This window comes from Stenotrophomonas lactitubi, from assembly GCF_002803515.1.
Lineage (GTDB): Bacteria > Pseudomonadota > Gammaproteobacteria > Xanthomonadales > Xanthomonadaceae > Stenotrophomonas > Stenotrophomonas lactitubi.
In genome coordinates, this window is record NZ_PHQX01000001.1 from 3,874,067 (window position 1) to 3,898,527 (window position 24,461).

22 protein-coding genes are annotated in these 24,461 nt (G+C 62.7%); 11 read left to right on the forward strand and 11 right to left on the reverse strand.

The window, feature by feature from the left end:
- Nucleotides 1–63: 63 nt before the first annotated feature.
- Nucleotides 64–2,169: a phosphoglycerol transferase I gene (locus CR156_RS18250; protein ID WP_100553848.1), complete on the forward strand. Its 2,106-nt coding sequence runs from the start codon at nt 64–66 to the stop codon at nt 2,167–2,169.
- Between the two features lie 583 nt (nt 2,170–2,752).
- Here the strand turns inward: CR156_RS18250 and CR156_RS18260 are convergent.
- Together CR156_RS18260 and CR156_RS18265 are read right to left on the reverse strand one after the other, a co-directional pair.
- Nucleotides 2,753–5,182 (reverse strand): DUF3772 domain-containing protein, encoded by a 2,430-nt coding sequence (locus CR156_RS18260; RefSeq protein WP_165781008.1) that lies wholly within the window; start codon nt 5,180–5,182, stop codon nt 2,753–2,755.
- 89 nt (nt 5,183–5,271) lie between these two features.
- A complete protein-coding gene (locus tag CR156_RS18265; RefSeq protein WP_100553849.1) occupies nt 5,272–5,520 on the reverse strand; it encodes a hypothetical protein in 249 nt (82 codons plus the stop codon).
- Between the two features lie 182 nt (nt 5,521–5,702).
- Here CR156_RS18265 and CR156_RS18270 point away from each other — a divergent pair, with 182 nt between their 5' ends.
- From CR156_RS18270 to CR156_RS18280, 3 genes are all read left to right on the forward strand, one after another.
- On the forward strand, nt 5,703–6,197 hold the full coding sequence (locus CR156_RS18270; protein ID WP_100553850.1) for a lipocalin family protein: 495 nt from the start codon (nt 5,703–5,705) through the stop codon (nt 6,195–6,197).
- 12 nt (nt 6,198–6,209) lie between these two features.
- Entirely contained in the window at nt 6,210–7,418 is a 1,209-nt protein-coding gene (locus CR156_RS18275) for an NAD(P)/FAD-dependent oxidoreductase (protein WP_100553851.1), read from the forward strand.
- A 125-nt stretch (nt 7,419–7,543) separates the two neighbouring features.
- On the forward strand, nt 7,544–8,035 hold the full coding sequence (locus CR156_RS18280; protein ID WP_099819724.1) for a hypothetical protein: 492 nt from the start codon (nt 7,544–7,546) through the stop codon (nt 8,033–8,035).
- Nucleotides 8,036–8,496: 461 nt separating this feature from the next.
- Here the strand turns inward: CR156_RS18280 and CR156_RS18285 are convergent, their stop codons facing one another.
- Nucleotides 8,497–8,931 (reverse strand): PepSY domain-containing protein, encoded by a 435-nt coding sequence (locus tag CR156_RS18285; RefSeq protein ID WP_100553852.1) that lies wholly within the window; start codon nt 8,929–8,931, stop codon nt 8,497–8,499.
- A 148-nt stretch (nt 8,932–9,079) separates the two neighbouring features.
- Between CR156_RS18285 and CR156_RS18290 the strand changes: the two genes are divergently transcribed.
- From CR156_RS18290 to CR156_RS18300, 3 genes are read left to right on the forward strand one after another with little or no spacing between them, the layout of a single operon-like run.
- Nucleotides 9,080–9,370 (forward strand): PepSY domain-containing protein, encoded by a 291-nt coding sequence (locus CR156_RS18290; RefSeq protein WP_089238156.1) that lies wholly within the window; start codon nt 9,080–9,082, stop codon nt 9,368–9,370.
- Nucleotides 9,370–10,029, forward strand: coding sequence for a response regulator transcription factor (locus CR156_RS18295; RefSeq protein ID WP_089237460.1), 660 nt, complete (start codon nt 9,370–9,372; stop codon nt 10,027–10,029). The genes CR156_RS18290 and CR156_RS18295 overlap by 1 nt, the downstream gene beginning before the upstream one ends.
- On the forward strand, nt 10,026–11,345 hold the full coding sequence (locus CR156_RS18300; RefSeq protein WP_100553853.1) for a sensor histidine kinase: 1,320 nt from the start codon (nt 10,026–10,028) through the stop codon (nt 11,343–11,345). Before CR156_RS18295 ends, CR156_RS18300 begins: the two co-directional genes overlap by 4 nt.
- A 186-nt stretch (nt 11,346–11,531) precedes the next feature.
- Here CR156_RS18300 and CR156_RS18305 read toward each other — a convergent pair whose 3' ends face one another.
- Together CR156_RS18305 and speA are read right to left on the reverse strand one after the other, a co-directional pair.
- Entirely contained in the window at nt 11,532–11,852 is a 321-nt protein-coding gene (locus CR156_RS18305; protein WP_033832425.1) for a DUF6122 family protein, read from the reverse strand.
- Nucleotides 11,853–11,909: 57 nt separating this feature from the next.
- Complete coding sequence (gene speA, locus CR156_RS18310; RefSeq protein WP_099819728.1) at nt 11,910–13,799, reverse strand: arginine decarboxylase; 1,890 nt, start codon at nt 13,797–13,799, stop codon at nt 11,910–11,912.
- Nucleotides 13,800–13,978: 179 nt separating this feature from the next.
- Here speA and speE point away from each other — a divergent pair, with 179 nt between their 5' ends.
- Nucleotides 13,979–14,833 carry a polyamine aminopropyltransferase gene (gene speE / locus CR156_RS18315; RefSeq protein WP_100553854.1) on the forward strand — a complete coding sequence of 285 codons (855 nt, stop codon included), beginning with the start codon at nt 13,979–13,981 and terminating at the stop codon, nt 14,831–14,833.
- A gap of 112 nt (nt 14,834–14,945) precedes the next feature.
- On the opposite strand, the gene CR156_RS18320 is transcribed toward speE, so the two are convergent.
- Entirely contained in the window at nt 14,946–15,851 is a 906-nt protein-coding gene (locus tag CR156_RS18320) for an aspartyl/asparaginyl beta-hydroxylase domain-containing protein (RefSeq protein ID WP_049465655.1), read from the reverse strand.
- Between the two features lie 441 nt (nt 15,852–16,292).
- Between CR156_RS18320 and CR156_RS18325 the strand changes: the two genes are divergently transcribed.
- Complete coding sequence (locus CR156_RS18325; RefSeq protein ID WP_089237465.1) at nt 16,293–16,952, forward strand: RIO1 family regulatory kinase/ATPase domain-containing protein; 660 nt, start codon at nt 16,293–16,295, stop codon at nt 16,950–16,952.
- Between the two features lie 145 nt (nt 16,953–17,097).
- On the opposite strand, the gene CR156_RS18330 is transcribed toward CR156_RS18325, so the two are convergent.
- Nucleotides 17,098–17,436, reverse strand: a complete 339-nt coding sequence (locus tag CR156_RS18330) for a P-II family nitrogen regulator (RefSeq protein WP_032977217.1) — start codon at nt 17,434–17,436, stop codon at nt 17,098–17,100.
- A 158-nt stretch (nt 17,437–17,594) separates the two neighbouring features.
- Between CR156_RS18330 and ubiK the strand changes: the two genes are divergently transcribed.
- Nucleotides 17,595–17,846, forward strand: coding sequence for a ubiquinone biosynthesis accessory factor UbiK (ubiK, locus tag CR156_RS18335; RefSeq protein ID WP_089237467.1), 252 nt, complete (start codon nt 17,595–17,597; stop codon nt 17,844–17,846).
- A gap of 124 nt (nt 17,847–17,970) precedes the next feature.
- Nucleotides 17,971–18,405 (forward strand): NAD(+)--rifampin ADP-ribosyltransferase, encoded by a 435-nt coding sequence (gene arr, locus CR156_RS18340; protein WP_100553855.1) that lies wholly within the window; start codon nt 17,971–17,973, stop codon nt 18,403–18,405.
- Nucleotides 18,406–18,733: 328 nt separating this feature from the next.
- On the opposite strand, the gene CR156_RS18345 is transcribed toward arr, so the two are convergent.
- The 4 genes from CR156_RS18345 to CR156_RS18360 all read right to left on the reverse strand — a co-directional run bounded on the left by CR156_RS18345 (nt 18,734) and on the right by CR156_RS18360 (nt 23,651).
- Nucleotides 18,734–19,528, reverse strand: coding sequence for an SIR2 family protein (locus CR156_RS18345; RefSeq protein ID WP_100553856.1), 795 nt, complete (start codon nt 19,526–19,528; stop codon nt 18,734–18,736).
- A complete protein-coding gene (locus CR156_RS18350; protein WP_100553857.1) occupies nt 19,525–20,085 on the reverse strand; it encodes a non-canonical purine NTP pyrophosphatase in 561 nt (186 codons plus the stop codon). Before CR156_RS18350 ends, CR156_RS18345 begins: the two co-directional genes overlap by 4 nt.
- Nucleotides 20,082–21,119 (reverse strand): adenosine deaminase family protein, encoded by a 1,038-nt coding sequence (locus CR156_RS18355; RefSeq protein WP_207764210.1) that lies wholly within the window; start codon nt 21,117–21,119, stop codon nt 20,082–20,084. The genes CR156_RS18350 and CR156_RS18355 overlap by 4 nt, the downstream gene beginning before the upstream one ends.
- 384 nt (nt 21,120–21,503) lie before the next feature.
- Nucleotides 21,504–23,651 carry a PHD finger domain-containing protein gene (locus CR156_RS18360; protein WP_100553859.1) on the reverse strand — a complete coding sequence of 716 codons (2,148 nt, stop codon included), beginning with the start codon at nt 23,649–23,651 and terminating at the stop codon, nt 21,504–21,506.
- Between the last annotated feature and the right edge of the window lie 810 nt (nt 23,652–24,461).

Below are 24,461 nucleotides of genomic sequence, written 5' to 3' on the forward strand. Positions count from 1 at the left end.
CCGGTCGGATGGACACGCGTCGGTACGACGTCCATCGCCACCCCGTCACTGCCGAAGCTGCCCATGCTCTGGATTCTGCTGCTGTCGCTGTTGTTGTTGTCCTGGTTGTTCCTCGCGTCCGCAAAGTGGGTGTGGTGGAAAGCCGGCTTGTTCTCGCTGTTGCTGCTGGCGCTCAGCGCCTGGTGGCTGATCGACAAGCTGTCCGGTGACGGACTCAACGCCGCTACCCTGTACCACCTGGGTGCGGACATGGAAGGCGCCGGTGTCGCCGACTTCAAGGGCTATATCGCCGGCTTCATCGTGCTGGCTGCTGTGTCGCTGCTGCCGCTGTTCGCGACGCGGGTGAAGCGTTGGCGCCGCCCCACGGCCGGTGGTGCGTGGTTTGCCGGTTTCGCCGCGCTGTGGGTGGCCACGATCATGATCAGCCCGCTGGCGCGCGATGGCCAACGCCTGTACCAGCAGCTGCGCCCGGTGGATTTCGCCCGTATCGCCCCCGAATACCAGGTGCCCACGCAGGCTCTGCAGCGCCCACGCAACATCGTCTGGATCTACGGCGAGAGCCTGGAGCGCACCTATCTGGATGAGGCCGTGTTTCCCGGCCTGATGCCCAATCTCAACCGCTTGGCGGCCAAGTCGCTGGATGTGCGCGGGCTGGCCTCAGCCGAAGGCGGCGGCTGGACCATCGCAGGCCTGGTGTCGTCGATGTGCGGCGTGCCGCTGACCACCTCGCAGGGTGATGAGAACAGCATGGACCGGATGGGCAGCTTCCTGCCCAAGGCCGTGTGCCTGGGTGACTACCTGAAGCAGCAGGGCTACACCAACCATTACCTGGGCGGTGCCAACGGCCAGTTCGCCGGCAAGGGCCAGTTCCTGGCCAGTCATGGCTTCGATGAAGTACATGACCTGGCCTGGTTCAAGCAGCAGAAGAAGATCGGCCGCATCCACTACTCGGCATGGGGCGTGCATGACGACGTGCTGCTGGACACTGCCTACCAGCGCTTCGAGCAGCTGTCGCGGCAGGACACACCGTTCATGCTCACCACGCTGACCATGGACACGCACCACCCGGCCGGGCATCTGCCGGTGGCATGCAAAGGCACGCGTTACCAGAGCCAGCACGGCAACATCAGCATGCTCAATGCGCTGAAGTGCACCGACCGCCTGATCTCGCAGCTGGTCGAGCGCATCCAGGCCAGTCCGTATGGCAAGGACACGCTGATCGTGATCGCTTCAGATCACCTGGCCATGCCCAATGACCTCAGCCATATCCTGACCAAGCAGAAGCGCGAGAACCTGCTGCTGTTCCTCGGTGACGGCGTGGCCCCGCGCCAGCTGGCGGCCGAAGACGGCTCGACGCTGGACTCCGGTGCCACCCTGCTCAGCCTGCTCGATCCGAACCTGCAGACGATGGGCTTTGGCCGTTCGCTGCTGGACGAAAAGCGCGCGCCGAGTGCCAGCGCCGCCGCACGCCACGATGGCGGCCGCGACTATCCGCAGTACCTGGCCTTCGCCCGCTCGCTGTGGCTGGGTGAACCGACCCGGCAGCTGAAGATCGACGGCGATGACCAGGTCGTGGTCGGCCTGCAGCACGTGCAGCCGCCGGTGCTGCTGGAGTACGACAAGGACTGGGACCTGAAATCGGTGTACCTGGAAAACACCTCGCGCCAGTTCGACGATGCTGACCCGGACAACACACTCGCCTACGTCGATCGCTGCACCGCGTTCGAGGATGGCTCAGCCGACGGCGACTGGTGCGCACTGCTGGTGAACCGCGACAACGGCATCAAGCTGTACCGCGATGGCCAGCTGCGCACCGGCATCGACGTGGATGCGCCGCTGGATGCGTTCCAGGGCCCCCGCCCCAGCGTGCGCCAGGCACACATGATCACGCAGAAGGGCCGCCGTACCCGCGCCGGCCAGTACATGCTGCAGCTGGTGGCGAGTACGCGCCCGGATCGCGGCTTCTGGATCGAAGCGGTGTCTTCGCAGCGCAAGGTGGTGCTGGCCCAGCAGTGGGTGCAGCCCGATGCAGACGGCAAGATCAACGTGTCGTTCGGTCTTGACCACGAAGTGGACGATCTGGAAATCCGCGCGTGGTTGAACCACGCCGAGAAGCTGGCAGTGGATACGTTCGCACTGGTGCCCTCACGCGGGCGACCGCGGGGGTAAAGGGGGTTCGGCAGGGCTGCGCCCTGCACCTGCAGAATCAACGGCAACGGCAACTTCAAAAGCGGGCAACCCGTGGGATGGCGGGGCACTGTGGGTTTGCGGGGCCGCCGCAAGTACGTCCGTGTAGGCTTGGTCGCCGCATCCATGCGGCTCACACCCCGCAAACCCACAGTGCCCCACCTTCGACAGTTTCCCGGTGGTCAGTAGATCCACGCCATGCGTGGATGAATGTCCATCGAAATCGAATATTTCGACAATTGAACGAAAAGAATCCACGCATGGCGTGGATCTACGTGTCGACCAAGGTCGACACCCACCAACCGCAGCGCGGTCGACACCCACCGAGAGCGCGCCGTGCCATTCCGACAGATCGCGGGAAACTGTCGAAGGCGGGGTGGGTCCGGTTGCGGGGGTGTAAGCGCCATGGATGGCGCGCCCAAGCCTACAGGGACGTACTTGCGGCGTCCCCCGCAACCGGACCCACCCCGCCATCCCACAGGAAACCCGCTTTTGCTTCGGCAGTTGCTGTTGCCGTTGCTTCGGCTTCGGCAGGTGCAGGGCGCAGCCCTGCCGACCCACCCTCTTACTGCTGCGGATCTCGGGTGATGTGGATGTCTGTTGGCGTGGACAACGGAATGTCCCGCTCGGCCAGGATCTGCAACAGGCTGAAATACAGATCACTGCGCGTGCCATACACCTGTCGCGGGCTGGCCACGTAGGCGAAGCTGTTGATGGTGATCTGGCCGCCAGCGATGCTGTCGATGTACACCGACGGCGCCGGCTGCTGCAGTACCGTGTTGTGGGCACCGTAGGCATCCAGCAGCGCCTGTCGCAGGCTCGCAACGTCGGTGCTGGCCGGCACCGCGAACTGGATCTGGATGCGGCCCTGGTTGTTGCCCATCGTCATGTTGCGGATGGTCTTGGTGATCAACTCGGAATTGGGCACGATCAAGGTGGATTTGTCGCTCACCTGGATCTCGGTCGAACGCACGTTGATGCGCTTGATATCACCTTCCTGGTCACCCAGCTTCACCCAGTCACCGATCTTCACCGGCCGCTCGGTCAGCAGGATCAGGCCGGAGACGAAGTTCTGGATGATCGCCTGCAGGCCGAAGCCGATACCCACCGAGAGCGCGCTGACCAGCAGCGCCAGGTTCTTCAGGTTCAGGCCCATCGCGGTCAGCGCCCACAGGCCCACCAGGATGATGCCGACGTAGCCGGCGATGGTGCTGATCGAATTTCGTGCACCCAGGTCGAGTTCGGTCTTGGGCAGGTAGGTATCGGTCAACCAGCGCTGCAGCAGTTGGGTCAGGCCCATGCCCACCAGCAGCACCAGCACGCCGGTGACGATGCGGCCCGGCTGCAGCGTCAGGTCCTTGTTGATCTCGATGCCATTGGCCAGCGAGGCAATGCGTTCAACGATCGTGCCGATGTTGCCGAACGGTGCGGCCAGCGCCAGCAGGGCGATCAACACTACCAGGGTGCGCAGCATCGCCGACAGCAGCACGCCCGCCTGTTCCAGCTTCGACACGCTCAGGCCGGTGCTGAGCAGGATGGTCTGGCCAACCTTGCTGTCGGCGTTGAGCAGCCAGGTGGAGAAATCGTCGACGAACTTGAACAGCAGCGTTGCCGCCAGCACCACGATGCTGCCGCCGATCAGCTGCTGGTTCACGAACTTGGCGAAGTTCACATAGCCCAGCAGGGTGGCGATGATCGCGGCGACCACGGCGATGTTGCCGGCCACGCGGGCCAGCACCAGCCAGCTGCTGCGTCGTACCGGCAGCTGTGCGCCAAGACCGTCGGCCTGTGCTTCCAGCTTCGCCTCGGCCTCGGCGGTCTGCCGCCGATGCAGGCGCGCCAGGGTCACCAGCATGGCCATGATCAGGCCCAGGTAGGTCAGTGCGATCACGCCGTCCAGCGCCACCGTGGTGACATCGCTGGTGCGCGTGGCGCGATCAAGTGCCACCAGCACCGTGCTCAACCAGGCCAGTGCCGCAGCACCCCAGGCGTACTTGCGCAGTTTCAGCGCGGCAGTGTCGTCGAGGTTCAGCAGCCGCCAGGAAGGCCGCTTGGGCACCAGCAGGCAGGCGCTGAGCGCGGAAATGAAGGCCGCCGCGAACGTCGCCGCCTGCACACCTTCAGCCACGCTCTGCAGTCGCGGCGGAATCGCGCCGATGGCATCCAGCGCGGCCACCAGCACCACCACGGCGTAACCGGGCAGCAGGGTGCCTACCAGCAGCAGCCACATGGCCAGGCCGGAGCGGCGCAGGCGGCCGTCGGGGGCGCGCTCGGACGCGGCGAACCGGCGCCCCAGCGCGCGCAGCCACAGGCGCAGCGGGAACATCATCACCAGTGCCGCCGCCAGCCCCAGCAGCAGCGTGCCCCAACCATGGGTGGCGATGGCCGTGGTCAGCGCAGCACGGCCCTGCTGGGCCAAGGGCGTGACGCGGGCGATGTCGTTCGGCAACTGGTCGGCCACCTGTCGCCACAGCGTTGGCGACAGCGGCGAGGCGACCTTGCGCCCCAGTTCCTCGGTGCGCTGCGCGTTGCGCTGCTTGTCGATGTCCGCGCTCAGCTGCTGCGCACGCACGGCGCTGGACTTCGCCTGGGCAATCGATGCCACCAGGGCATCGCGCTGGCGGGTCAGCGTGCGCCGCTGCGCGGCCAGCTCCGGCGGTTCAGTGGTGTCCTTGGGCGCATCGCCCAGCTGCGTCAGCTGCTCGTTGAGCTGGTCCAGCTGCGGCTGCAGGGTCTTTTCCAGCGCCTCGGCATCGCGCTTGGCCTGTGATGCAGTTTCCGAAAGCGTGCCCAGCGTTTCGGTGGCCTCGGCGTCAACGCGCTTGCGTGCAACATCCTTCAGCGTGCTGTCGATCTGCGCCAGCTGCTGCTTCGGTGTGGGGTCGTCATCCTGGGCCAGCGCCGGCACAGCCAGCAGCAATGTGCAGCACAACAGCAGGCCCAACCAGGGGCCACGCACCAGGATCGTTCGGAAGAAGGAAGACAAGCCAGCCACACCGGTTCACGCGGACCACCGCGCCTGCGCGCGACTATACGGCAGGTGCTGTAAACGGCGGATGCGCAGGCGCTGGCGGGGGCGGCGGCTCAGTACTTCAGCCGCAGCTCTTCCACCTGTGGCTGCTGCAGTGCGTACCACTCCTGGAATTCTTCCTCGGTGATCTCGTCCGGTGCGTACACCGCGATCGGGTGCCAGGCATGGTCGGTCGGCAACGGCTGGCGCGGCCCGGCGCGCAGGCTGTAGTCCACGCCTTCGTAGTCCACCAGATCGTCGACCTGCGGCCACTGCTCGCGGGCGAACTGGGTTTCACTCTTCAACAGGATCACCTGGTACATCGGCACCTCCACTGCGGTTGGATCGGAAAAACGCGGCGCTGGCGGAAGCATACCGCTGCGCCGATGACGGCACGCGCTCCGCCGGGGCGACGGAATGTTCTGGACATGGCCCTCGCCCCGGCTTCACCCGCCCGTGGCAGTGTCCTCGTCATCGTGGAGGCCCTCTCCTGCCACGCCTGACAATGACCGACCTGCCGCCCCTGAAGACCGTTACCGACCTCAAGCTGCCCCGCTACCTGGGCACCTGGTACGAGATCGCCCGCCTGCCGATGCGCCACGAGCCGGAGGGCTGCACCGACGTATCGGCGCATTACACCCTGCTCGACAGCGGCAACGTGGGTGTCACCAACCGCTGCCGCATGGACGGCGAGGTCGAGGAAGCCACCGGTGAGGCGTGCGCGATCGACAACGACAGCGCGCGGCTGGAAGTCAGCTTCCTGCCCAAGGGCCTGCGCTGGCTGCCCTTCGCCAAGGGTGACTACTGGGTGATGCAGGTGGCGCCGGACTACAGCGTTGCACTGGTCGGCAGCCCCGATCGCAAGTACCTGTGGCTGCTGGCGCGTGAGCCCCGGCTGGATGCCACCGTGCAGGAACATTATCTGGCAGCCGCACGCCTGCAGGGCTTCGATCTGTCCGAACTGATCCAGACCCCGCATACCGGCCACCCCACTGCCTGAGCACCAACGCGCATGGACCTGAAGAGTGGCTACCCGTGGTGGGCGGTGCGCAACGGCCTGATCCAGGCCTTTCCGCCGCTGGAACAGGATCTGCAGTGCGATGTACTGGTGGTCGGTGGCGGCATCACCGGCGCGCTGATCGCCGATGAGCTGTCGGCCCATGGGCACGACGTTGCAGTGATCGAGCAGCGCGACATCGGCTGGGGCAGCACCGCAGCCAGTACCGCGTTGCTGCAGTACGAGATCGACACCCATCTGCTGGAGCTGACTTCGCAGTATGGCGAAGACGCTGCGGCGCTGGCCTACCAGGCATGCGCGGATGCGATCCCGGCCCTGCGCCAAGTGGCACGCGGCCTGAAGGACGTGGATTTCAAGCAGATGGACAGCCTGTACCTGGCCAGTCGCCGCCGTGACGTACCGCGGCTGATGGCCGAAGGCGAGGCGCGCCGTGGCATCGGCCTGGATGCGCGCTGGCTGGACCGGGAGGCGCTGCAGGAACGTTTCAGCGTCGATGCCGGCGGCGCGTTGCTGACCCGCCAGGCCGCGCGCGTGGATCCGTACCGTCTGGCCTATGGCCTGCTCGAGCGTGTGCGTCGGCGCGGCGGCGTGGTCCACGACCGCACCGTGCTGCATGACCTCACCCCCAGCACGCGCGGCGTGACTGCGCGCACCGAATCCGGCATGCAGATCCGCGCCCGCCACGTGGTGCTGGCGATGGGCTATGCCAACCAGCAATGGCTGGACCCGCGCGTAGCCCGCAACCGCAGCAGCTACGCCTTCATCACCGACCCGATCAACGCCGACGAACTGGGCTGGCTGCAGCGCACGATGGTCTGGGAGAGCGCGCGTCCCTACCTGTACCTGCGCGCCACCGGCGACCGCCGGCTGCTGGTGGGCGGGCTGGACGATGCCATCGATATTCCCGCCCGCCGCGATGGCCGGGTGGAAAGCAAGGCCCGCAAACTGATGAAGCAGCTGCTGCAGTGGTTCCCGCACCTGCAGCCGACGCCGGCGTTCTCGTGGGCGGGCACCTTTGCCGAGACCGCCGACGGCCTGCCGTTCTTCGGGCCGCATAAGCAGTGGGGCCCGCGGGTGCAGTTCGCCATGGCCTACGGCGGCAACGGCATCACCTATTCAATGATCGGTGCCGGGCTGCTGCGGGCCGGGATCGAGCGGCGCCGACACCCGCTGCAGGAGCTGTTCGGATTCGGGCGGTTGTAGCGTGCAGCCAGGCATGGCCTGGCTCTACCGCAAGCGGGCGCCGACAGGCATCATTCAAGCAACGCCTGCTAGCGTCGGCCTGTACCGCCGCGTGCTGCGCGGCCCCTCTCCGTTGGAGCGCCGTCATGATCCGCCCCCTGACCCTGCTGCTGTGCCTGGCCGCCCTGCCCGGGACCGCGTTGGCGCAGTCCGCCGCCGGCGCCACCGCGCCGCAGGCCTCCGGCCTGGACCTGTCCGTGCCGCAGACGCCGATCCGCTATCTCAACGATCCGACCCTGCAGCAGGATCCGCCCGGCACTTTCTACGGCGACAAGACCGGCCCGCGCGTGAATGGCGACGGCAGGATCGCCGACGTGACGGATGACAAGGTCAAGGTGTCCGGCAGTTTCACCACCGGCATCGGCTACGCCAAGAATTACGGCAACACGCATTACAACGCGGCCACGCTCAACCTCAGCAAGAACTACACCAACGATGAAGGCAAGACCCGTGGGGTCAACGTCAACATCCACGTGAGCGAAGGCAAGGGCCCGGGCTTCTTCGGGCCGTATGGTGGTGGTGGCTACTACGGTGGTGGCCCGGGCTACTGGGACTACCCGCCGCCTTACGGCTGGTAAGGGCTTGGTAGTGCCGGCCGCTGGCCGGCAACCTCCGGATGTCGGAAACACCGTGCAGCCGCCGGCCAGCGGCCGGCTCTACCCGCCATCAATCGGTAGGTGTCGACCTTGGTCGACACGCTCTTCCGGCCCTGTGCCGACCAAGGTCGGCATCTACCGAAGCGCAGCTCAATCCGGCCAGCGGCCGGCTCTACCCGCCATCAATCGGTAGGTGTCGACCTTGGTCGACACGCTTTTCCGGCCCTGTGCCGACCAAGGTCGGCATCTACCAAAGCGCAGCTCAATCCGGCCAGCGGCCGGCTCTACCCGCCATCAATCGGTGGGGGTCGACCTTGGTCGACACGCTTTCCGGCCCTGTGCCGACCAAGGTCGGCATCTACCGAAGCGCAGCTCGACCCGGCCAGCGCCCGGCTCTACCCGGTAGCTGTTGACCTGGGTCGACACACCCACCCCAGCAGGCATCAATCCAGCCAGCCATCGCGCTCGCTGTGCAGAATGCGGCCGTCATACCCACTCAGGCGCACTTCCACGCGCTGGTTGCGGGCATTGCGGGCTTCCAGCGACCACGTCGCACCGTCGCGTTCCAGCGAATGGATCTCACGCAGCCCCTGCGACTGCGCCTTGGCCAGCATCTGTTCGGTACTCAGCAATGCGCGGCTATCGTGCTCGTCGAAGATCTCGCCGGTCTTCGGGTCCACGTACACCTCGCTGAAGCGGCCGTCGGCACGGCTGACATCGGCTTCCCACAGGCCGTCATCCCGCTCGATCTCATGGATCTGGGTGTAGCCGGCCTTGCGCAGGGTCTGTTCGACCTGGGCCATGCCCAGCGGTGCGGCCTGGGCAGCGGGAGTGACGGCGAACGCGACGACAGTGGCGAGGGTGAGCGACTTCAACATGGGGGTTCTCCTGTTTGGTGCCGGACCATCCCGGCAACGCCACGATGCGCCGCGCGGTTAACAGCCACTTAGCCAGCGCTGTTAGCCAACCGTTAGTCGGCGGCGGCACACTCGCGCCTGTTCCCCATTCCCCATCATCCACGTGCCGATCCTGTCTTCCCTGTCCCTTCTGCTGGCGCTGGCCAGCGCCCCGACCGCCACCGGCCCTGCCCAGGACCCGGCGCAGCAGGTCGCGCGCCGGGCCGTGCAACAGGGCCGCTACGTGCCGCTGGAAAGCGTGGTGCGCGATGCACTCAAGCGCCACCCCGGCCAGCTGCTGGAAGTGGAGCTGGACGATGGCGTTTACGAAGTGGAGATCCTGCGCGCCGACGGCGTGGTGGTGGAGCTGGACTATGATGCGCGCAACGGCAGGCTGCTGAAGACGGAGCTGGACGACTGATGCGCATCCTGTTGGCCGAAGACGATGCTGCATTGGCCGAGCGCCTGCAGCCGCTGCTGGAGCAGGCCGGTTACGTGGTCGACGTGGTTGCCGATGGTCGCCAGGCCGAGGAGATCGGCCAGGTGGAAGACCTGCAGGCCGCCATCGTCGATCTGGGCCTGCCCGGGCTGGATGGCCTGAGCGTGATCGAGCGCTGGCGCGGCAATGGCCGCGACTTCCCGGTGCTGGTGCTGACCGCACGCGGACGCTGGCACGACAAGCTGGCCGGCTTCGATGCCGGCGCCGACGACTACCTGACCAAACCCTTCCAGGCCGACGAACTGGTGCTGCGCCTGCGCGCGCTGATCCGTCGCAGCCATGGCCACGCCAGCCCGCGCCTGCAGTGCGGCCCGCTGCAGCTGGACGTCAATGCCGGGCGCTTCGACCTGGACGGCCAGGCACTGGCGCTGAGCCCGCAGGAGTTCCGCCTGCTCAGCTACTTCATCCACCACAGCGGCCAGGTGATCGGCCGCGACCGTCTGGGTGAGCACGTGTTCGATGGCGGCCACGATCCCGATTCGAATGCGCTGGACGTGCTGCTGGGGCGCGTGCGCCGCAAGCTCGGCACCGACCTGATCCAGACCGTACGCGGCCAGGGCTGGCGGTTGGCCGCGCCGTGAGCCGGCAACCGTCACTGCGACGCCGACTGCTGCTGGCCGGTGGCATCGGCCTGCTGCTGGTCTCGGCACTGGCCAGTGCGCTGCTGGGCGAACTGTTCAAGCGCAGCGCGCGCGACCGCCTGGACAACGAACTGCAGCAGGACATGCTGACCCTGCTGGCGCAGGCCGAGATCGATGCCGATGGCCAGCTGCAGCTGCGCCAGGAGCCCAACGACGCGCGCTTCCAGCGCGTGTTCTCCGGTGCTTACTGGCAGATCGCCGATGGCAGCGGCAAGGTGCTGCTGCAGTCGCGTTCGCTGTGGGACGAGACGTTGCCCGTGGCCGCCAATGGCGCAGCCGTGCGCAATCTGCCTGGCCCGCTGCAGCAGTCGCTGCGCGCGCGCGTGCAGCAGGTGCGCCTGCCACGCGCGAACGAACCCTATGTCGCCGTGGTCGCCACTGATCGCAGCGCACTGGACGCGGATGTGGCCTCGTTCCGCCAACGCAGCGCGATGGCGCTGGCGGTCTTGGTCGCCGCGTGGCTGGCGGTACTGGCCAGCCAGGTGCATTTCGGCCTGCGCCCGCTGCAACGTCTCGGTACGCAGCTGGAGCGTGTGCGCCGCGGCGATGCACAGCGCATCGATACGGCGGGGCTGGGCGCTGAAATCGCGCCGCTGGGTGACGAGCTCAATGCGCTGCTGGACCACCAGCTACGAATGGTGGCGCGCGCACGTACCAGCGCACAGGACTTGGCGCATGCGCTGAAAACACCGCTGAGCGTGCTTGCCGCCGAAGCCGATGGTGAAGGCCGCGAATGGCGTACCACGCTGCGTGAGCAGGGCGCGCGCATGCAGGCCAGCGTCGATCGCTATCTTGCCGCCGGGCTGACCGCTGATCATCGCGAACGCACGCTGGTGGCAGCGGTGGCGCAGGCGATGTGCCGGTTGATGGCGCGGGTGCATGGCGAGCGTGCGTTGCAGTTCCAGGCCGAGGGTATTGCCAGCGACCTGCAGTTCGCCGGCGCCAGCGCCGACCTGGAAGAAATGCTTGGCAACCTGCTCGACAACGCCGGCAAGTGGGCACAGCAGGACGTGATAGTGACGGCGCGTGCGGACGAAGGGCAGTTGCGCATCGACGTGCGCGACGATGGTCCAGGCCTGGCAGCCGAGGCGTTGGCGCAGGTCACCCAGCGCGGCGTGCGGTTGGATGAGCGCGAAAGCAGCAGCGGCCTGGGGCTGGCCATCGTGGGGGATATCGCCGCCAGTTATGGCGGGCGGTTGGCGTTGGAGAATGCGCAACCGGGGTTGCGCGCGACGCTGTGGTTGCCGGTGGGGTGACCTGCCGCTGCGCTCGCCGGGCATGGCCCGGCGCTACCGGATCACGCGCCACCCGGTAGATGTCGACCTTGGTCGACACGCATCAAGAGCGCCGACCAAGGTCGGCATCTACCAAAGCAGTGCGTCAGTTCCGTGGGTTATCGTGCGCCCCGGTAGGTGTCGACCTTGGTCGACACGCATCAAGCATCAGCGGTGATGCATCCACCAGCAATCAATCGCGTCCAGCACGATGTGGATCATCAGGCCAATCCCCACCAGCCGCGTCTTCTTCGGCACGCACAGGCCCGCATACACGGCAATCGCCGGCGCGGTGTGCAGCGGGTGGAAGCCGATGCTGCAGCGGTTCGGGGCGTAGATCGGGTCGGCCAGCAGATGGTCCAGATCGATGATCCAGCCCAGCAGCAGCAACAGCCACGCCGAGGCGAAACGCTTGCGCCAGAACAGCCATGCCAGCAGGGCTGGCACGGCGGCATGCAGGAACAAGTGGAAGATCGCGCGGGCGCTCATCAGACGGGACTCATCACCGCCGGTAGCGCCGGGCCATGCCCGGCGTTCCCGTCACCCTCAGATCAGCGGTTCGTCGGACAGGTAGGTGTAACCAGTCAGGCCCGCTTCCAGCGCTTCGGACAGTTCCTGCGCGCGCTCCGGCGACAGGTCTGCCGATGCCACGCGGTCGGCGTAGGCTGCACGCAGGTCATCCAGCTTGTAGCCCACGTAATCCAGCATCACATCGGTGGTGTCGCCGCGACGCTGCTGGGTAATGGCATAGCCATCGGCATCGGCCAGCACTTCCACCGCATCGGTATCACCGAACAGGTTGTGGATGTCGCCGAGGATTTCCTGGTAGGCACCCACCATGAAGAAACCGATGCGGTAGCTCTCGCCGTGCTTGATCGCGTGCAGCGGCAGCGAGCTGTCCAGGCTTTCGTTCTCGACGTAGGTCTTGACCATGCCATCGGAATCGCAGGTCATGTCGGCGATGATGCCGCGGCGATCCGGCGTTTCGTTCAGGCGCTCGATCGGCACGATCGGGAACACCTGGTCGATCGCCCACGCATCGGGAATCGACTCGAACACGCTGAAGTTGACGAAGTACTTGTCGACCAGGCGCTCGTTCAGTTCATCCAGTGCCGGGCGATGGCTCTTCTCGTCGTAGCTCAGGCGCGCACGCACACCGTGGGCGATGGCATAGAACAGATCGTCGATCCGCGCACGCTGCGGCAGGTCGATCTGGCCCAGCGCATAGCTGGACAGGCCTTCGGCGTGGAAGTGCTGCGCTTCCTGGAACAGCTCCACCGCCGGACGCACGTCCAGCTCCTCGTGGATCTCGCGCAGGTGGCGGATCGAAGCCGGCTCGTCGTCGTGCTGATCCGGCACGCGGCCTTCCTGCGCCTGTTCCACTTCGGACACGTTGGCGATCAGCACCGCGTGGTGCGCGGTCATCGCGCGGCCGCACTCGGTGACGATGCGCGGCGGGGTCAGGCCGTGTTCTTCGCAGGCGTTGGCCAGCGGCTGCACGATGTTGCTGGCGTACGAATTCAGGCCGTAGTTGATCGAGCAGAAGCTGCGCGAACGGGTGCCTTCATAGTCCACGCCCAGGCCGCCGCCGACGTCGACGTGGGTGATCTTCGCACCCAGCTGTGACAGCTCGACGAAGTAACGGGTGGCTTCGCGCATGCCGTTGGCAATGTCGCGCACGTTGGAGATCTGCGAGCCCATGTGGAAATGCAGCAGGCTCAGGCAGTCGGCATATTCGGTATCGCGCAGCGACTTCCACAGGTCCAGCAGCTGGCGCGGGGACAGGCCGAACTTGGCCTTGTCGCCACCGCTGTTCTGCCACTTGCCGGCGCCCAGCGAGGCCAGGCGCATGCGCACGCCCAGGCCCGGCTTCACGTCCAGCGCCTTGGATTCTTCCAGCACCAGCTTCAGCTCGGACGGCTTCTCGATGACGATGAAGGTCTGCAGGCCCAGCTTGCGGCCGATCAGGGCCAGGCGGATGTACTCGCGGTCCTTGTAGCCGTTGCAGACGATCAGGCCACCCGGGCGCGACAGCGCCAGCACGGCCATCAGTTCCGGCTTGCTGCCCGCTTCCAGGCCGAAGCCCTCACCGTGGTGGCTGGCCAGGGTACCGGCCACGCCGCGGTGCTGGTTCACCTTGATCGGGTACACAGCGGTGTAGCCGCCCGGGTAGTCCCAATCCTGCTGGGCCTGGGCGAACGCCGCCTGCAGCTTGCCCAGGCGCTGGCCGAGGATGTCCGGGAAGCGCACCAGCAGCGGCAGCTTGGCGCCGGCCGCGCGCGCGGCATCCACCACCTTGGGCAGCGACACCACCGGGCCATCGGCCCCGGTCGGTCTCACCACCATGTGCCCGGCCTGATCCACGTCGAAATAACCATCCGCCCAGTGCGGGATCGAGTAGGTCTTGCGGGCTTGGTCGAGGGACCAATCGGTCATTGCAGTCGGCCTTGTGGCAAATAAAAGGGGGGGCATGATAACGCCTATATGCCCACAGGTTCGTTATCATGCGCGCCCGCGCCCGCGGCAGGTTCCAACCTGAACGGGCCGATCCGTCCGGATGCGTGGCACCCCGCCTTCAGCCCGGCTCCATCCCCTCCGAACAGGAATGCTTTCCCATGACTGACAACAGCAACTGGTACATCGAACACTTCGAGCGCACCGGCTCGGCCATCGGCTACCGCATCACCGGCAAGCTGGACGAAGTGCAGTCGCCGTTCCAGAAGATCGAGATCTTCCAGACCACCGACTGGGGCAACCTGATGACCATCGATGGGGCCATCATGCTGACCAGCAAGGACAACTTCTTCTACCACGAGATGATCAGCCACCCGGTGCTGTTCACCCACGCCGCGCCCAAGCGCGTGGTGATCATCGGCGGCGGCGACTGCGGCACCCTGCGCGAAGTGCTCAAGCACAAGGGCGTGGAGAGCGTGACCCAGTGCGACATCGACGAGCAGGTGACGGTGATGGCGCGCAAGCACTTCCCGGAACTGTGCGATTCCAACAACGACCCGCGCGCCGAGCTGATGTTCGATGACGGCGTAGCCTACATGGCCAACTGCCCGGCCGGCAGCGTGGACGTGGTGATCGTCGATTCGACCGATCCGGTCGGCCCGGGCGAAGGCCTGTTCAACAAGGCGTTCTACGAGAGCTGCTTCAAGGCCCTGAAGGACGACGGCATCCTGGTGCAGCAGTCCGAGTCGCCGCTGATGCAGCTGGAACTGATCAACGAGATGCGCGCCGAGATGGGCAAGGCCGGCTTCGGCTCGTTCAAGACCCTGCCGTTCCCGCAGCCGTGCTACCCCACCGGCTGGTGGAGCGTGACCCTGGCGCGCAAGGGCGACAGCAGCTTCGACTTCCGCCAGGCCGATTCGGCCGCCAAGACCTTCGACACCCTGTACTACACCGCCGCGCTGCACACCGGCGTGCTGGTGACCCCGCCGTTCGTGAAGGCGGCGCTGAAGGGTTGATCGGAAAGCGTGCCAACCAAGGTTGGCACCTACCAAAGCAAAAACCCGCGCTGGCAGCAGCGCGGGTTTTTCGTTTTCCGGTAGCGCCGGGCCATGCCCGGCGGCGGTTCGCTCAAAGCGCCCAGATACCAGCGATCACCGCCACCACCAGGCCCCACTTGATCACCTGGTAGGCCACCACGCTGCGCTCGCGCAGGGCCTTGGCCTTCAGCCGCACCTTGTAGACGCTGCCGAAGGCCTTGTTGACGCCACCGGTCGGGTCACCCGGCAGGTTCGGCGAGGCACCACCGGCCAGCAGCGTGGACGCCACCAGGCGGTTGAACAGGCCCGGCAGACCGAAGCGCAGCGGGCGGGCGATATCGCAGAACAGGATCACCCGGTCATCGGGCGTCTCGTTGTGTGCGTGGTGGATGTAGGTCTCGTCGAACATCATCCACTCGCCGTCGCGCCAGCTCTTCTTGATGCCGTCCACTTCGATGTAGCAGGCATCGTTGTTGGGCGTAGCCAGGCCCAGGTGCAGGCGCAGCGAACCGGCGAACGGGTCGCGGTGCGGGCGCAGCTCGCTGCCCGAGGGCAGCTGCGCGAACATCGCCGCACGCACGTCCGGCAGCGATTCCAGCAGCGCGGTGGTCTTCGGGCACATCGCCTTGGCCGACGGGTGCGAGGGGCCGTACCACTTCAGGTAGAAGCGCTTCCAGCCGCGGCGGAAGAACGAGTTGAAGCCGGCATCGTTGAACGTGCTGGAGGCAGCGATCGCCTGCGCATCGCGCAGCGCCAGTGCCTCGTCGCGGATCATCTGCCAGTTCTGCCGCAGCGGCTCCAACTGCGGGAACTCCTTGCCCGGGTCCAGGAACGGCGTGGTCGGCACCTTCGAGAACATGTACATGACCACGTTGATCGGGGCCATGAAGCTGGAGTGGTCCAGCAGCTGGCGCGACCAGCGCGCACGGACCTTGCCACGGAAGTGGATGTACAGCACGCAGGACACGAACAGCGCCGCAAGTACGATTTTGATGATCAAAACACTTTCCTCCAGCACGCGCCGGACAGGGAAACAGGGCGATGCGGCCGCAGGGCCGGCATCAGTGGGGGAACGCGGCAGGAGACGGGGACGTGCCGGGTGGGTGCGGCCGTCGATGTCGCGTGTAACAGCTTATGGTCGGCAGGCCGTGCGTCGGGGTCAAGCCGGGCGTGCGCGGCGCACAGTTGTGTGCCGTGAGCGCTGCCGGCCGAATTTTCAAGTTATTGAAATGCAATCACTTTTCAGAAAGTGAGACAGAATTGTCCGAATGTATGTGACGAACTGTTCCAGCCACGACGCCGACATTTCTCCGACAAATCGTGGAATAGCGAACTCGCCGGTACTAAAATTGACTTAACGAAAGTTTAGCCAGTTCCCCCAGTCGTACCGGTTCGCTTGACGCTTCAGCGCCGCCCACCGGGTCGCCCGAGACCCCAGATGATCCCTTCCATTACTCCCTCCCCGTCCTGCGGCGATGACGCCGTGGCGCCGCTGCTGCTCAAGCGCGGTGAACGTTTCCTCGCCCCCGATGTCTACCGCACCTGCCTGGACGGTCGTCCGGCCGTGGTGAAGGACTACTCCCGCTACCGTGGCACCCCGGTGTCGCCGATCGCCCGGCTGATGGTGCGCCGCGAAGCGCGCATGCTGGAGCGCCTGGGCGGCTGGAAGCACGCCCCAGCCCTGCTCGGCACCCTCGGTGGCCTGGCGCTGGGCATGGAATTCATCCCCGGCCAGACCCTGAGCACCGCGCAGGCCGTGGGCAATGAAGTGTTTGAACAGCTGCAGCACGCGATCACCCGCCTGCATGCCGCCGGCATCACCCACAACGACCTGCATGGCACCAACGTGGTGGTCAGCGCCGGCGTACCGGTGCTGCTGGATTTCACCTCGGCCTGGCGCGTACCGCGCTGGCTGCGCCGCAACCCGCTGAGCCGGCAGCTGAGCCGCAGCGACATGAAGAACCTGCTGAAGATGCGCCAGCGCGTGACCGGCCAGGCGCCGAGTGCTGCACAGGCCGCGCTGGTGGCTGACCCGGGTTGGGTGGCAGCCGTGCGCCAGGGCTGGAAGCGGTTCTACAAGTGGGCCAAGCGCCGGTAGAGGTCGAGCTTGCTCGACCGCTTCACCCGCTTTACCGGTTTACCTGTAGAGGTCGAGCTTGCTCGACCGCTTTTCTGTAGAGCCGAGCCCACGCTCGGCTGCTCTTTGCACCAGCCGAGCGTGGGCTCGGCTCTACAAAAGCGGCTTACAGCGCGTCCGCGTCCAATTCACCCGTACGAATACGCACCACGCTACCCAGGTCGTACACGAACACCTTGCCGTCGCCGATCTTGCCGGTGCCCGCCGCCTTCACGATGGCCTCAACCACCACCTCAACCTGATCGTCGGTCACCGCCACTTCCAGCTTCACCTTCGGCAGGAAGTCGACCACGTACTCGGCGCCGCGGTACAGCTCGGTATGGCCCTTCTGGCGACCGAAGCCCTTCACTTCCGTCACCGTGATCCCGGTAACCCCGCGCTCGGCCAGCGCTTCGCGCACGTCGTCGAGCTTGAACGGCTTGATCACCGCCATGACCATCTTCATCGTCTATCTCCTGTATTCCGGCGTGGAGGATAGCGCCTGAACGCGGCCGGTGCGAAACCCGCAGCGCCTGTCCGGCGGGCCGGGGCCAGCAGTATCCTTATCGCCGAACAGCCGTGGCCGCGCCGGACGCGCAGGCCCACCACCCCACGGAGCACCCCATGATCGACCTGAACCAAATCGATGACCTGGCCCGTCGCCTCAGCGACCTGGTGCCGCCGGGCCTGCGCGAATCGCGCGAGGAACTGCAGGCCACCTTCAAGAGCGCGCTGCAGGCCGGGCTGGCCAAGCTGGACCTGGTGACGCGCGAGGAATTTGAAGTGCAGCGTGCGGTGCTGTTGAAGACGCGCGAGAAGCTGGATGCGCTGGAAACGGCGGTGCGCGAGCTGGAAGGCCGCAGCAAGGCAGAATGAAAAAGGAGGCACGCCGCGCCTCCCACTTACAGAGTATTTCCCTGATGGGGCCTTGCCGCAAGGCCCGCCCGGCGCCCTAGACTCGCCGGCCTGTCGATCCGCAGGACAGGTAGGGGTAGTGCCGATGGCACAGGACACCGACTGGACACCCGTTTCGCATGACACCTACGACCAGGTCGCCGGGCCGTTCTATCACGGCACCCGCGCTGCCCTCGTGGTGGGCGAGCTGCTGAGCGCGGGCTTCCGGTCCAACTATCGCGACAGCGTGGTGATGAACCACATCTACTTCACGACGATTGCCAAAGGTGCTGGACTGGCTGCGGAGATGGCCCGGGGTGAGGGGCGACCGCGTGTGTATGTGGTGGAGCCGACCGGGCCGTTTGAAGACGATCCGAACGTGACCAACAAGAAGTTTGCGGGGAATCCGACGCGGTCGTATCGGAGTGCGGAGCCGTTGCGGGTTGTTGGGGAGATTACGGAGTGGGAGGCCTACGATGCGGAGTTTGTTCGGCAGTTGAAGGCGTTTGTTGCTTCGGGGAGTGGAGAGATCATCAACTGATGAGATGGAGAAGGCCCGCTTTGGCTGGCGGAAGAGCAATGGAGCAGGTACTCGGAGCATGTTCTCTTTCAGCCAGCGGCAGACGCAGTTTTCACCACGTCACTCGGCCGCACCAAGAGCGCCACCGTCTTGAACGCTCATGCACTTAGCTGCGCATTGGGCTAGGCAACTTCTCTGCATGCTCCGGCAACAATTGCCAAGAGCCTTTCGAAATAATCAGTATGGCTGCGAGCGTGATCAAATGCTGACGCGGAGCGTGGCGGCGTAGGGTTGGCACGATACTGCCTCCAATAGCACTTGACCTTATGGCGCGAGTCTGTCCAGCTCGTCAGCACACAAGCGCTTTGAGGAAGTCCGTTAACGCAGTCTTCGGATCGTCCTCATCTGACACGATCATCTCAATGCCCCAGTGCCTCAGCACCTCTTCTGCCGCAGGGTTCGGACGGTTGGTGAAGACATACGACTTGGGTCTCGCCGATGCCAGAGGTGACAGTCTCCAGATCTCGGTCAGGCGATAGAAAAGGAGCCGAATATTGAAGTCATTTAGGCTGTAGCCGATGAAAAGGATGGAGTTGCTCAGCATGTCGTTGCGAAGTTTGATGTCCAGAGGTGTGTCGAAGCTCAGCCGCCGGTAGTAGCTGGTCTCGTCGAGGACGATGGATTCGTCCGTTGCGAAGTCACCGTGGAACTTGATGATCTGCCGATGGCCGTCCCTGACAGCGACCATGTCCGCTACGCTGGCAATCTTGTCGTACTTCACTCCAAACTCGGTGTGGGCAATCTCAATCCACCGGTCGTAATTGGTGGTGTAGATCCGGGAGAAGTTCCCCTTGGCGATGTGCTTGTGAATATCGGAGGCCTTGATGTTCGTAGAAGGCTTGTGCCATTCAACATCCATCCAGCTCCGAAGCTCGCCAAGCCCCCCTCTCTTCTTTCTGTAAAACTCAGCGAGTGTCTGATGGTCCCCGTAGGTGGCAAACACGGCCGGATCGTAGCCCAACTCCTGGGCGATCCGGGCGATCAACTCACTCCAAGTAGGCAGACCAAGATTTGCGGATACCCCCGCCCCCACGAACAGAATTAGTTTGCCGCTGCTATGGGCTTCTAAAAGTTCAGTTCTCATGTCATGGCTCTCGAAGCTTTAAGGTGATCGGCAAACTTGTCCAACGCTAGGCGACGCATGGATATTTCGTCCTTCCCTGCACCCATTTCGGCAAAGGTCTTCGTGTGCCCGTCGGGGATGAAAACGCAGTCCCACTGGAAGTCTTGCGGCCCAGCAGGCGCGCGCGGAACTCTCCCCTTGATTACGCCTTCAAAGAGGTGCATCTGGCGTCCATCGCAGTACCCAATGACCGACTTGGCGACAACTTTGTCGTCTGCCAGAGCAGCTACGAGGTCCGCGAATCCTTTAACTTTCAATTGGTCCCAAAAGATCTGAGTCAGGCCTGCAGGAAGTCCATTCAGTCCGGTGAGGTACAGCCCTGTGTGCTCGACGAATAGAGGGCGACCGATCTGTCGGAACGCCTTGATCAGTTTGTCTCGCACGAGCGCGTTGACATCCTGCGTCTGTAGTTCCTCGATCTTTCTGGAGAGCGATACAACGTCCACGCCGACAGGCTCGAGAATGCGTCGCACCTCTCTGATCTTGTGCTCGTTGCCTGACATGAACCGAATCTTCAACTCAGACCCTCCATGAATGAAAATCGCTTGGCCATCTCGTATTGCTGCTGCATGTGCCGAACAGAGAGTCCTTCGGCCATCGCAGCGGCTTGGTCGTCGGCCAAACCACGCTGATGAATCGCTGGGTTATCCGAGCAGATCACGAAAGGCACACCGCGGCGTTGGAAATCCTGCAGAGGGTGAGCCTCGTTATGGGGAACAGCGCCTGTCAGCCGATTGCTTATCGGACAGACCTCGACGCAGACGCCCCTATTAGCAAGCAGGTCCATTAAATCCGGATCCTTGCTGGCCGCCGTGCCATGGCCGATCCGATCAGCGTGGAATAGTTCCACGGCCGCGCGCACGTTTTCCACGCGGCCTGTCTCTCCCGCATGGATCGTGATTCCAAAGCCGTATCGGTCCTTGGCCTCACGGAACATTGCAGGCAGCACTGCGGAGTAGGGCGTGTCCTCATCCCCCGCAAGGTCAAGCCCCACGACATCTCTCGGTCGTCCGATGTCCTCGTAGGCCTGCAGCAGGGTGGCGAGATTAGATGCGTCGTAGTCGCCCCGCGTCACGGTCAGGATCAAGCCACGCCGTATTCCGTGGCGCTGAGCCGCGTTGCCTGTCGACTCTATGAGGCGTTCCATTGCCTGCGCCGGCGTGCAGCTCTGAAGCCCTGACAAGTAGAGGACGCTGCTGCGCAGCTCGACGAAACGGACCGCGTTATCTGCCAGGCTCGCAAGAACAGCATAGGCTAGGCGGTCAAGGTTTTCGATCTTCCTAGGGAATAGCCGAAGCACCTGCCAAGGCGTAAGGTACTCCGCCAGCGAATCGCAAGGGGCAATGCGTGTCATGCTCCGTTCGAAATCGAACCCAGCCGGAAAGAAGGTTGCCTCGTCGGCCATGATCTCCCGGACCACTGACGTGGGGACCGCCCCGTTCAAATGCACATGGAGTTCCCCGCGATCATGCACGTGGGCAAGCGCTCCGTCGTCGTCGATTTCGTTAGCCATGCCCTGCACACCAAGCAAATTGAGTTGATGCTGATTCAATCTCCGTCCCTAGATCTTTTTTGGGGCTTCCACTCATTCTAAACGTTGCATTTGGATGGAAGGCCGTCGCGAGATGAAACCACCTTCTTCCTCGCCCCCTATGCCCGCTAGCCTCCCTCTCCGGCACGAAACGTCTTCGACGCTCACCGGAGCTCACTCGGAATGTTGCAGCAAGCAATCGGCGGGATGTGGAAGCCTGAGAAAATACAGAATATTGCACGACGCCCCCCCTACCTTGCACGGCGTCATACAGGCATAAGCGACCACATCTCAACAAGAACCGAAGCTTCGACATGGCCAGAAAAGGAATTGGCAATCAATCGCCATCCACCGCAGAGAGGTTGACTATCTATTAAAATGACACATCAACCTACTGCACTTTAATTAATTTTCGCGCCCAGGGGAACCGAAGTAAGTTGCTTCACATCGAGAAGTAAGGCGACTTCGCATTTTTCCATCACTATCCGCCTCCTTATCCACCAGCCCCATATCTTTCAACTTGCTTGTCCTACGCCCTACCATTTGATGGGTAGTGTCAATTAGCGCAGAAATTTCGCCGGCGCGCATTTCTCTCTGCTCTTCATTGAGAGTGCTAATTATCTCCAACTCAATCGGCTCCAGCATGATCTCTTTATCAAGGCGCGCCACCTCATCCTTGAAATCATCCGAAAGATTTACAACCGAGCAAGTCCCTTCCCTGCAATCCGGGCATCGCCACTTAAAGAATTCAAACTTATCTCGATTATCCATAGAGTGACACATTCCACATGTATCACAACGAATAGTCTGATTGCTTGACAAAAATTGATGAATAGCGCGGGTGTACTCAAAGCAACGCTGCTGGAAATAATGCCTAAATGGGCGACCCTCTGGATAACCCCAACTCATCCGCTCATTTTCACACAACCCAAGAAATAGCGAGTACACCACGATCTCTCGATTATCCTTGGCTCGCATCTTCTTGTAACGAGAAACAAAAAAATTAGACTCTAGAGATGAAAGCATATCCTCCAAACCCGGACTAACGGTAAAGTGACTTGTAGGCGGATTAGCGCCAAGACTTGCAAAATAGTCACCCCCAACCTCTTTGGATATTATTCTGCGCTTCACCTCCTTCGCCTCATTAATTAGACAGCTCAGCAGCTGGCTTTGATTATGGCGATCAAGCTTGTTCTCAAAAGGCTCCAATGCGTAACGATTAAGGCGATCAAAGTACTTAGAAATGGTATTTTCGTAGTATTTGCGAGAAGCCAGACGAATAGATGCGGCCGTTATTTTTTGACCTTTAGAAATTCTATCAAGATACAGAAGATGCAGCAAATGGCCCATTATTCTAGGCACGTTAAATGACGCCTGGAAAATCAAACGCATTAAATCGTCGCGAGCAGCATCGGATGAAAATTCAAAATAACTAGATAGATCTTCCCCAAAAACCTTAAAGCGAGTCTCCAAAAGTCTTGCCGCATAAGAGGATGCCGAGCGCTCCATCTCTTGCACTTCAGACGCCTCGTAAAGATCAGAGAAGTCCAGGCTAATAGTATCAGCCTTCCCCGGGTCAATTTTCCCGTAATAAACCCTCCCCGGATATCCAGCAACCTTCAGCTTAACCGATTCATTGCTGGAATTATTCAAAGGAGACAAAACGACATCCACAAAAAGTCGCTGATCTATAAAGCTCAACTCTGAAAAATCGTCAAAGAATGCCACTAGGCGGGCGAGGCCAGCACCAGCTATCAGCCCTTGAATATCCTCAATTATATCCGCAAAAGGGAATGACTTGACGACAACATCAGAGTATTCATTATAAAAATCGCTATCATCCAGTGTTCTATCGAAGTCAGTCAAAGATTCACTAATATTTGCACTCAACTCAGCCTTGGCTGGCGACAGCCTCGCCGCCACTTTCGCAGATTGATCAATCTTCTGCGAATTCTCCTGCTGCTTCTTTATACGCAGCTGGTGGCTGATTTTTTGCAGGACTGGAATCTCGTGCTGCTCAAGCTTTGCCCCTTTAATTCCATCTGCAAGAGCAGTAAGGCTAGAGATCAAATCATCATACTGACGCTTCATTCCGGACAACCAGCGATCCCACAGAGACAGCCGCTCACATGCTGAGCTTACTTCCTTAAGCAAGCCCGCAATGACTTTTCCGAGCATCACCTTCCTAAGCATGTGAGAGCGATAGGCGACGGGGGAAATATTGTTGGACGCCAAGTCGACGACCGATATATCAGCCGCATCAACCACGTCATATATGGACTTTACATCGATATAAACCGAAATAATATCCTTCTTGTCGCGAAGCGTAGACTGAGCGCGAGCAAAAACGGTGCTCTTCCCCGTACCTTTTCGCCCCAAAAGAAAAGTTGTATTTCCAGACAATACAGACTTGAGAACCGCCTCTCCGGGAAGCGGATCAACATAAAGCAGGTCAACAGGCTTGCCGTTAGTTTCAGGCTCGAAATCCTTAAGCTCTGCACGTCTATATTGACGAAGTGATTCAGCAATTTTCGAGAACTTCTCTAGATTCATTAAAGTACCATCCAAGTTTGAAATCCAGGACCCGCAATCCCGCGAGCGCGACGCTTTCTGTTATATCAAAATGAATTCGCGAGCACCATATCCACCGGGGGGGGGGCTTGGCCTAAAAAAATAGCAAGCAGCCTGAATCTCCGCACATAGTATGGCCCCGCAAGCACCCTTCCAGTTCATGCGGCGTGTAAAGCTCTGTAAAGTCGGAAATTCTTGTTTTCCCGCTGCTTTCAACGGCAAGGCAGGGCGGAATCAGAGGCCCTGTTGCAAAGTGACTCCTCTCGGCACCACCGTCCACGAGCTTCGGATATCGGCTAGAAGCGGACACCACACGGGCCTGTTCCTGATCCGCGCAAGTAGGCGGCATTTCTCGGCTCCATCTCATGGGCCTCCCGGCAATATTGCTACAGGAACGATGTCGCAAATGCCATGCCGCGAATCCTCCTTCAGAGGAACTGGTCAACAAAACCTCATGAGCACCGAAGCCTTTGTCCTCCAACGGCTCTTGCAGCACGTCCACCCATGCCACAATGCCAAAAACGTCTCGGGCTTTGGCGGCATTGCCCCCACCCCTTGGCATTTCCAACAACATCAGGCAACTCTGGCAGGGCCACCGAAAAGGGGTGGCCGGGCGTCGAAAACCCGATTGCTGTTGTTGTTTACGCTTGTCAGCCGGCACCACCCCGCGTGGTGCCGGCTGACAATCCGTCTGCCGGCTATGGCGGGCGGTGCGTGGGGGTCTTGTACCCGCCGGCCTTACAACAGCAACCGGTTTTCGAGCCACGCATCGTCCGCCACCTTTATCGGTGG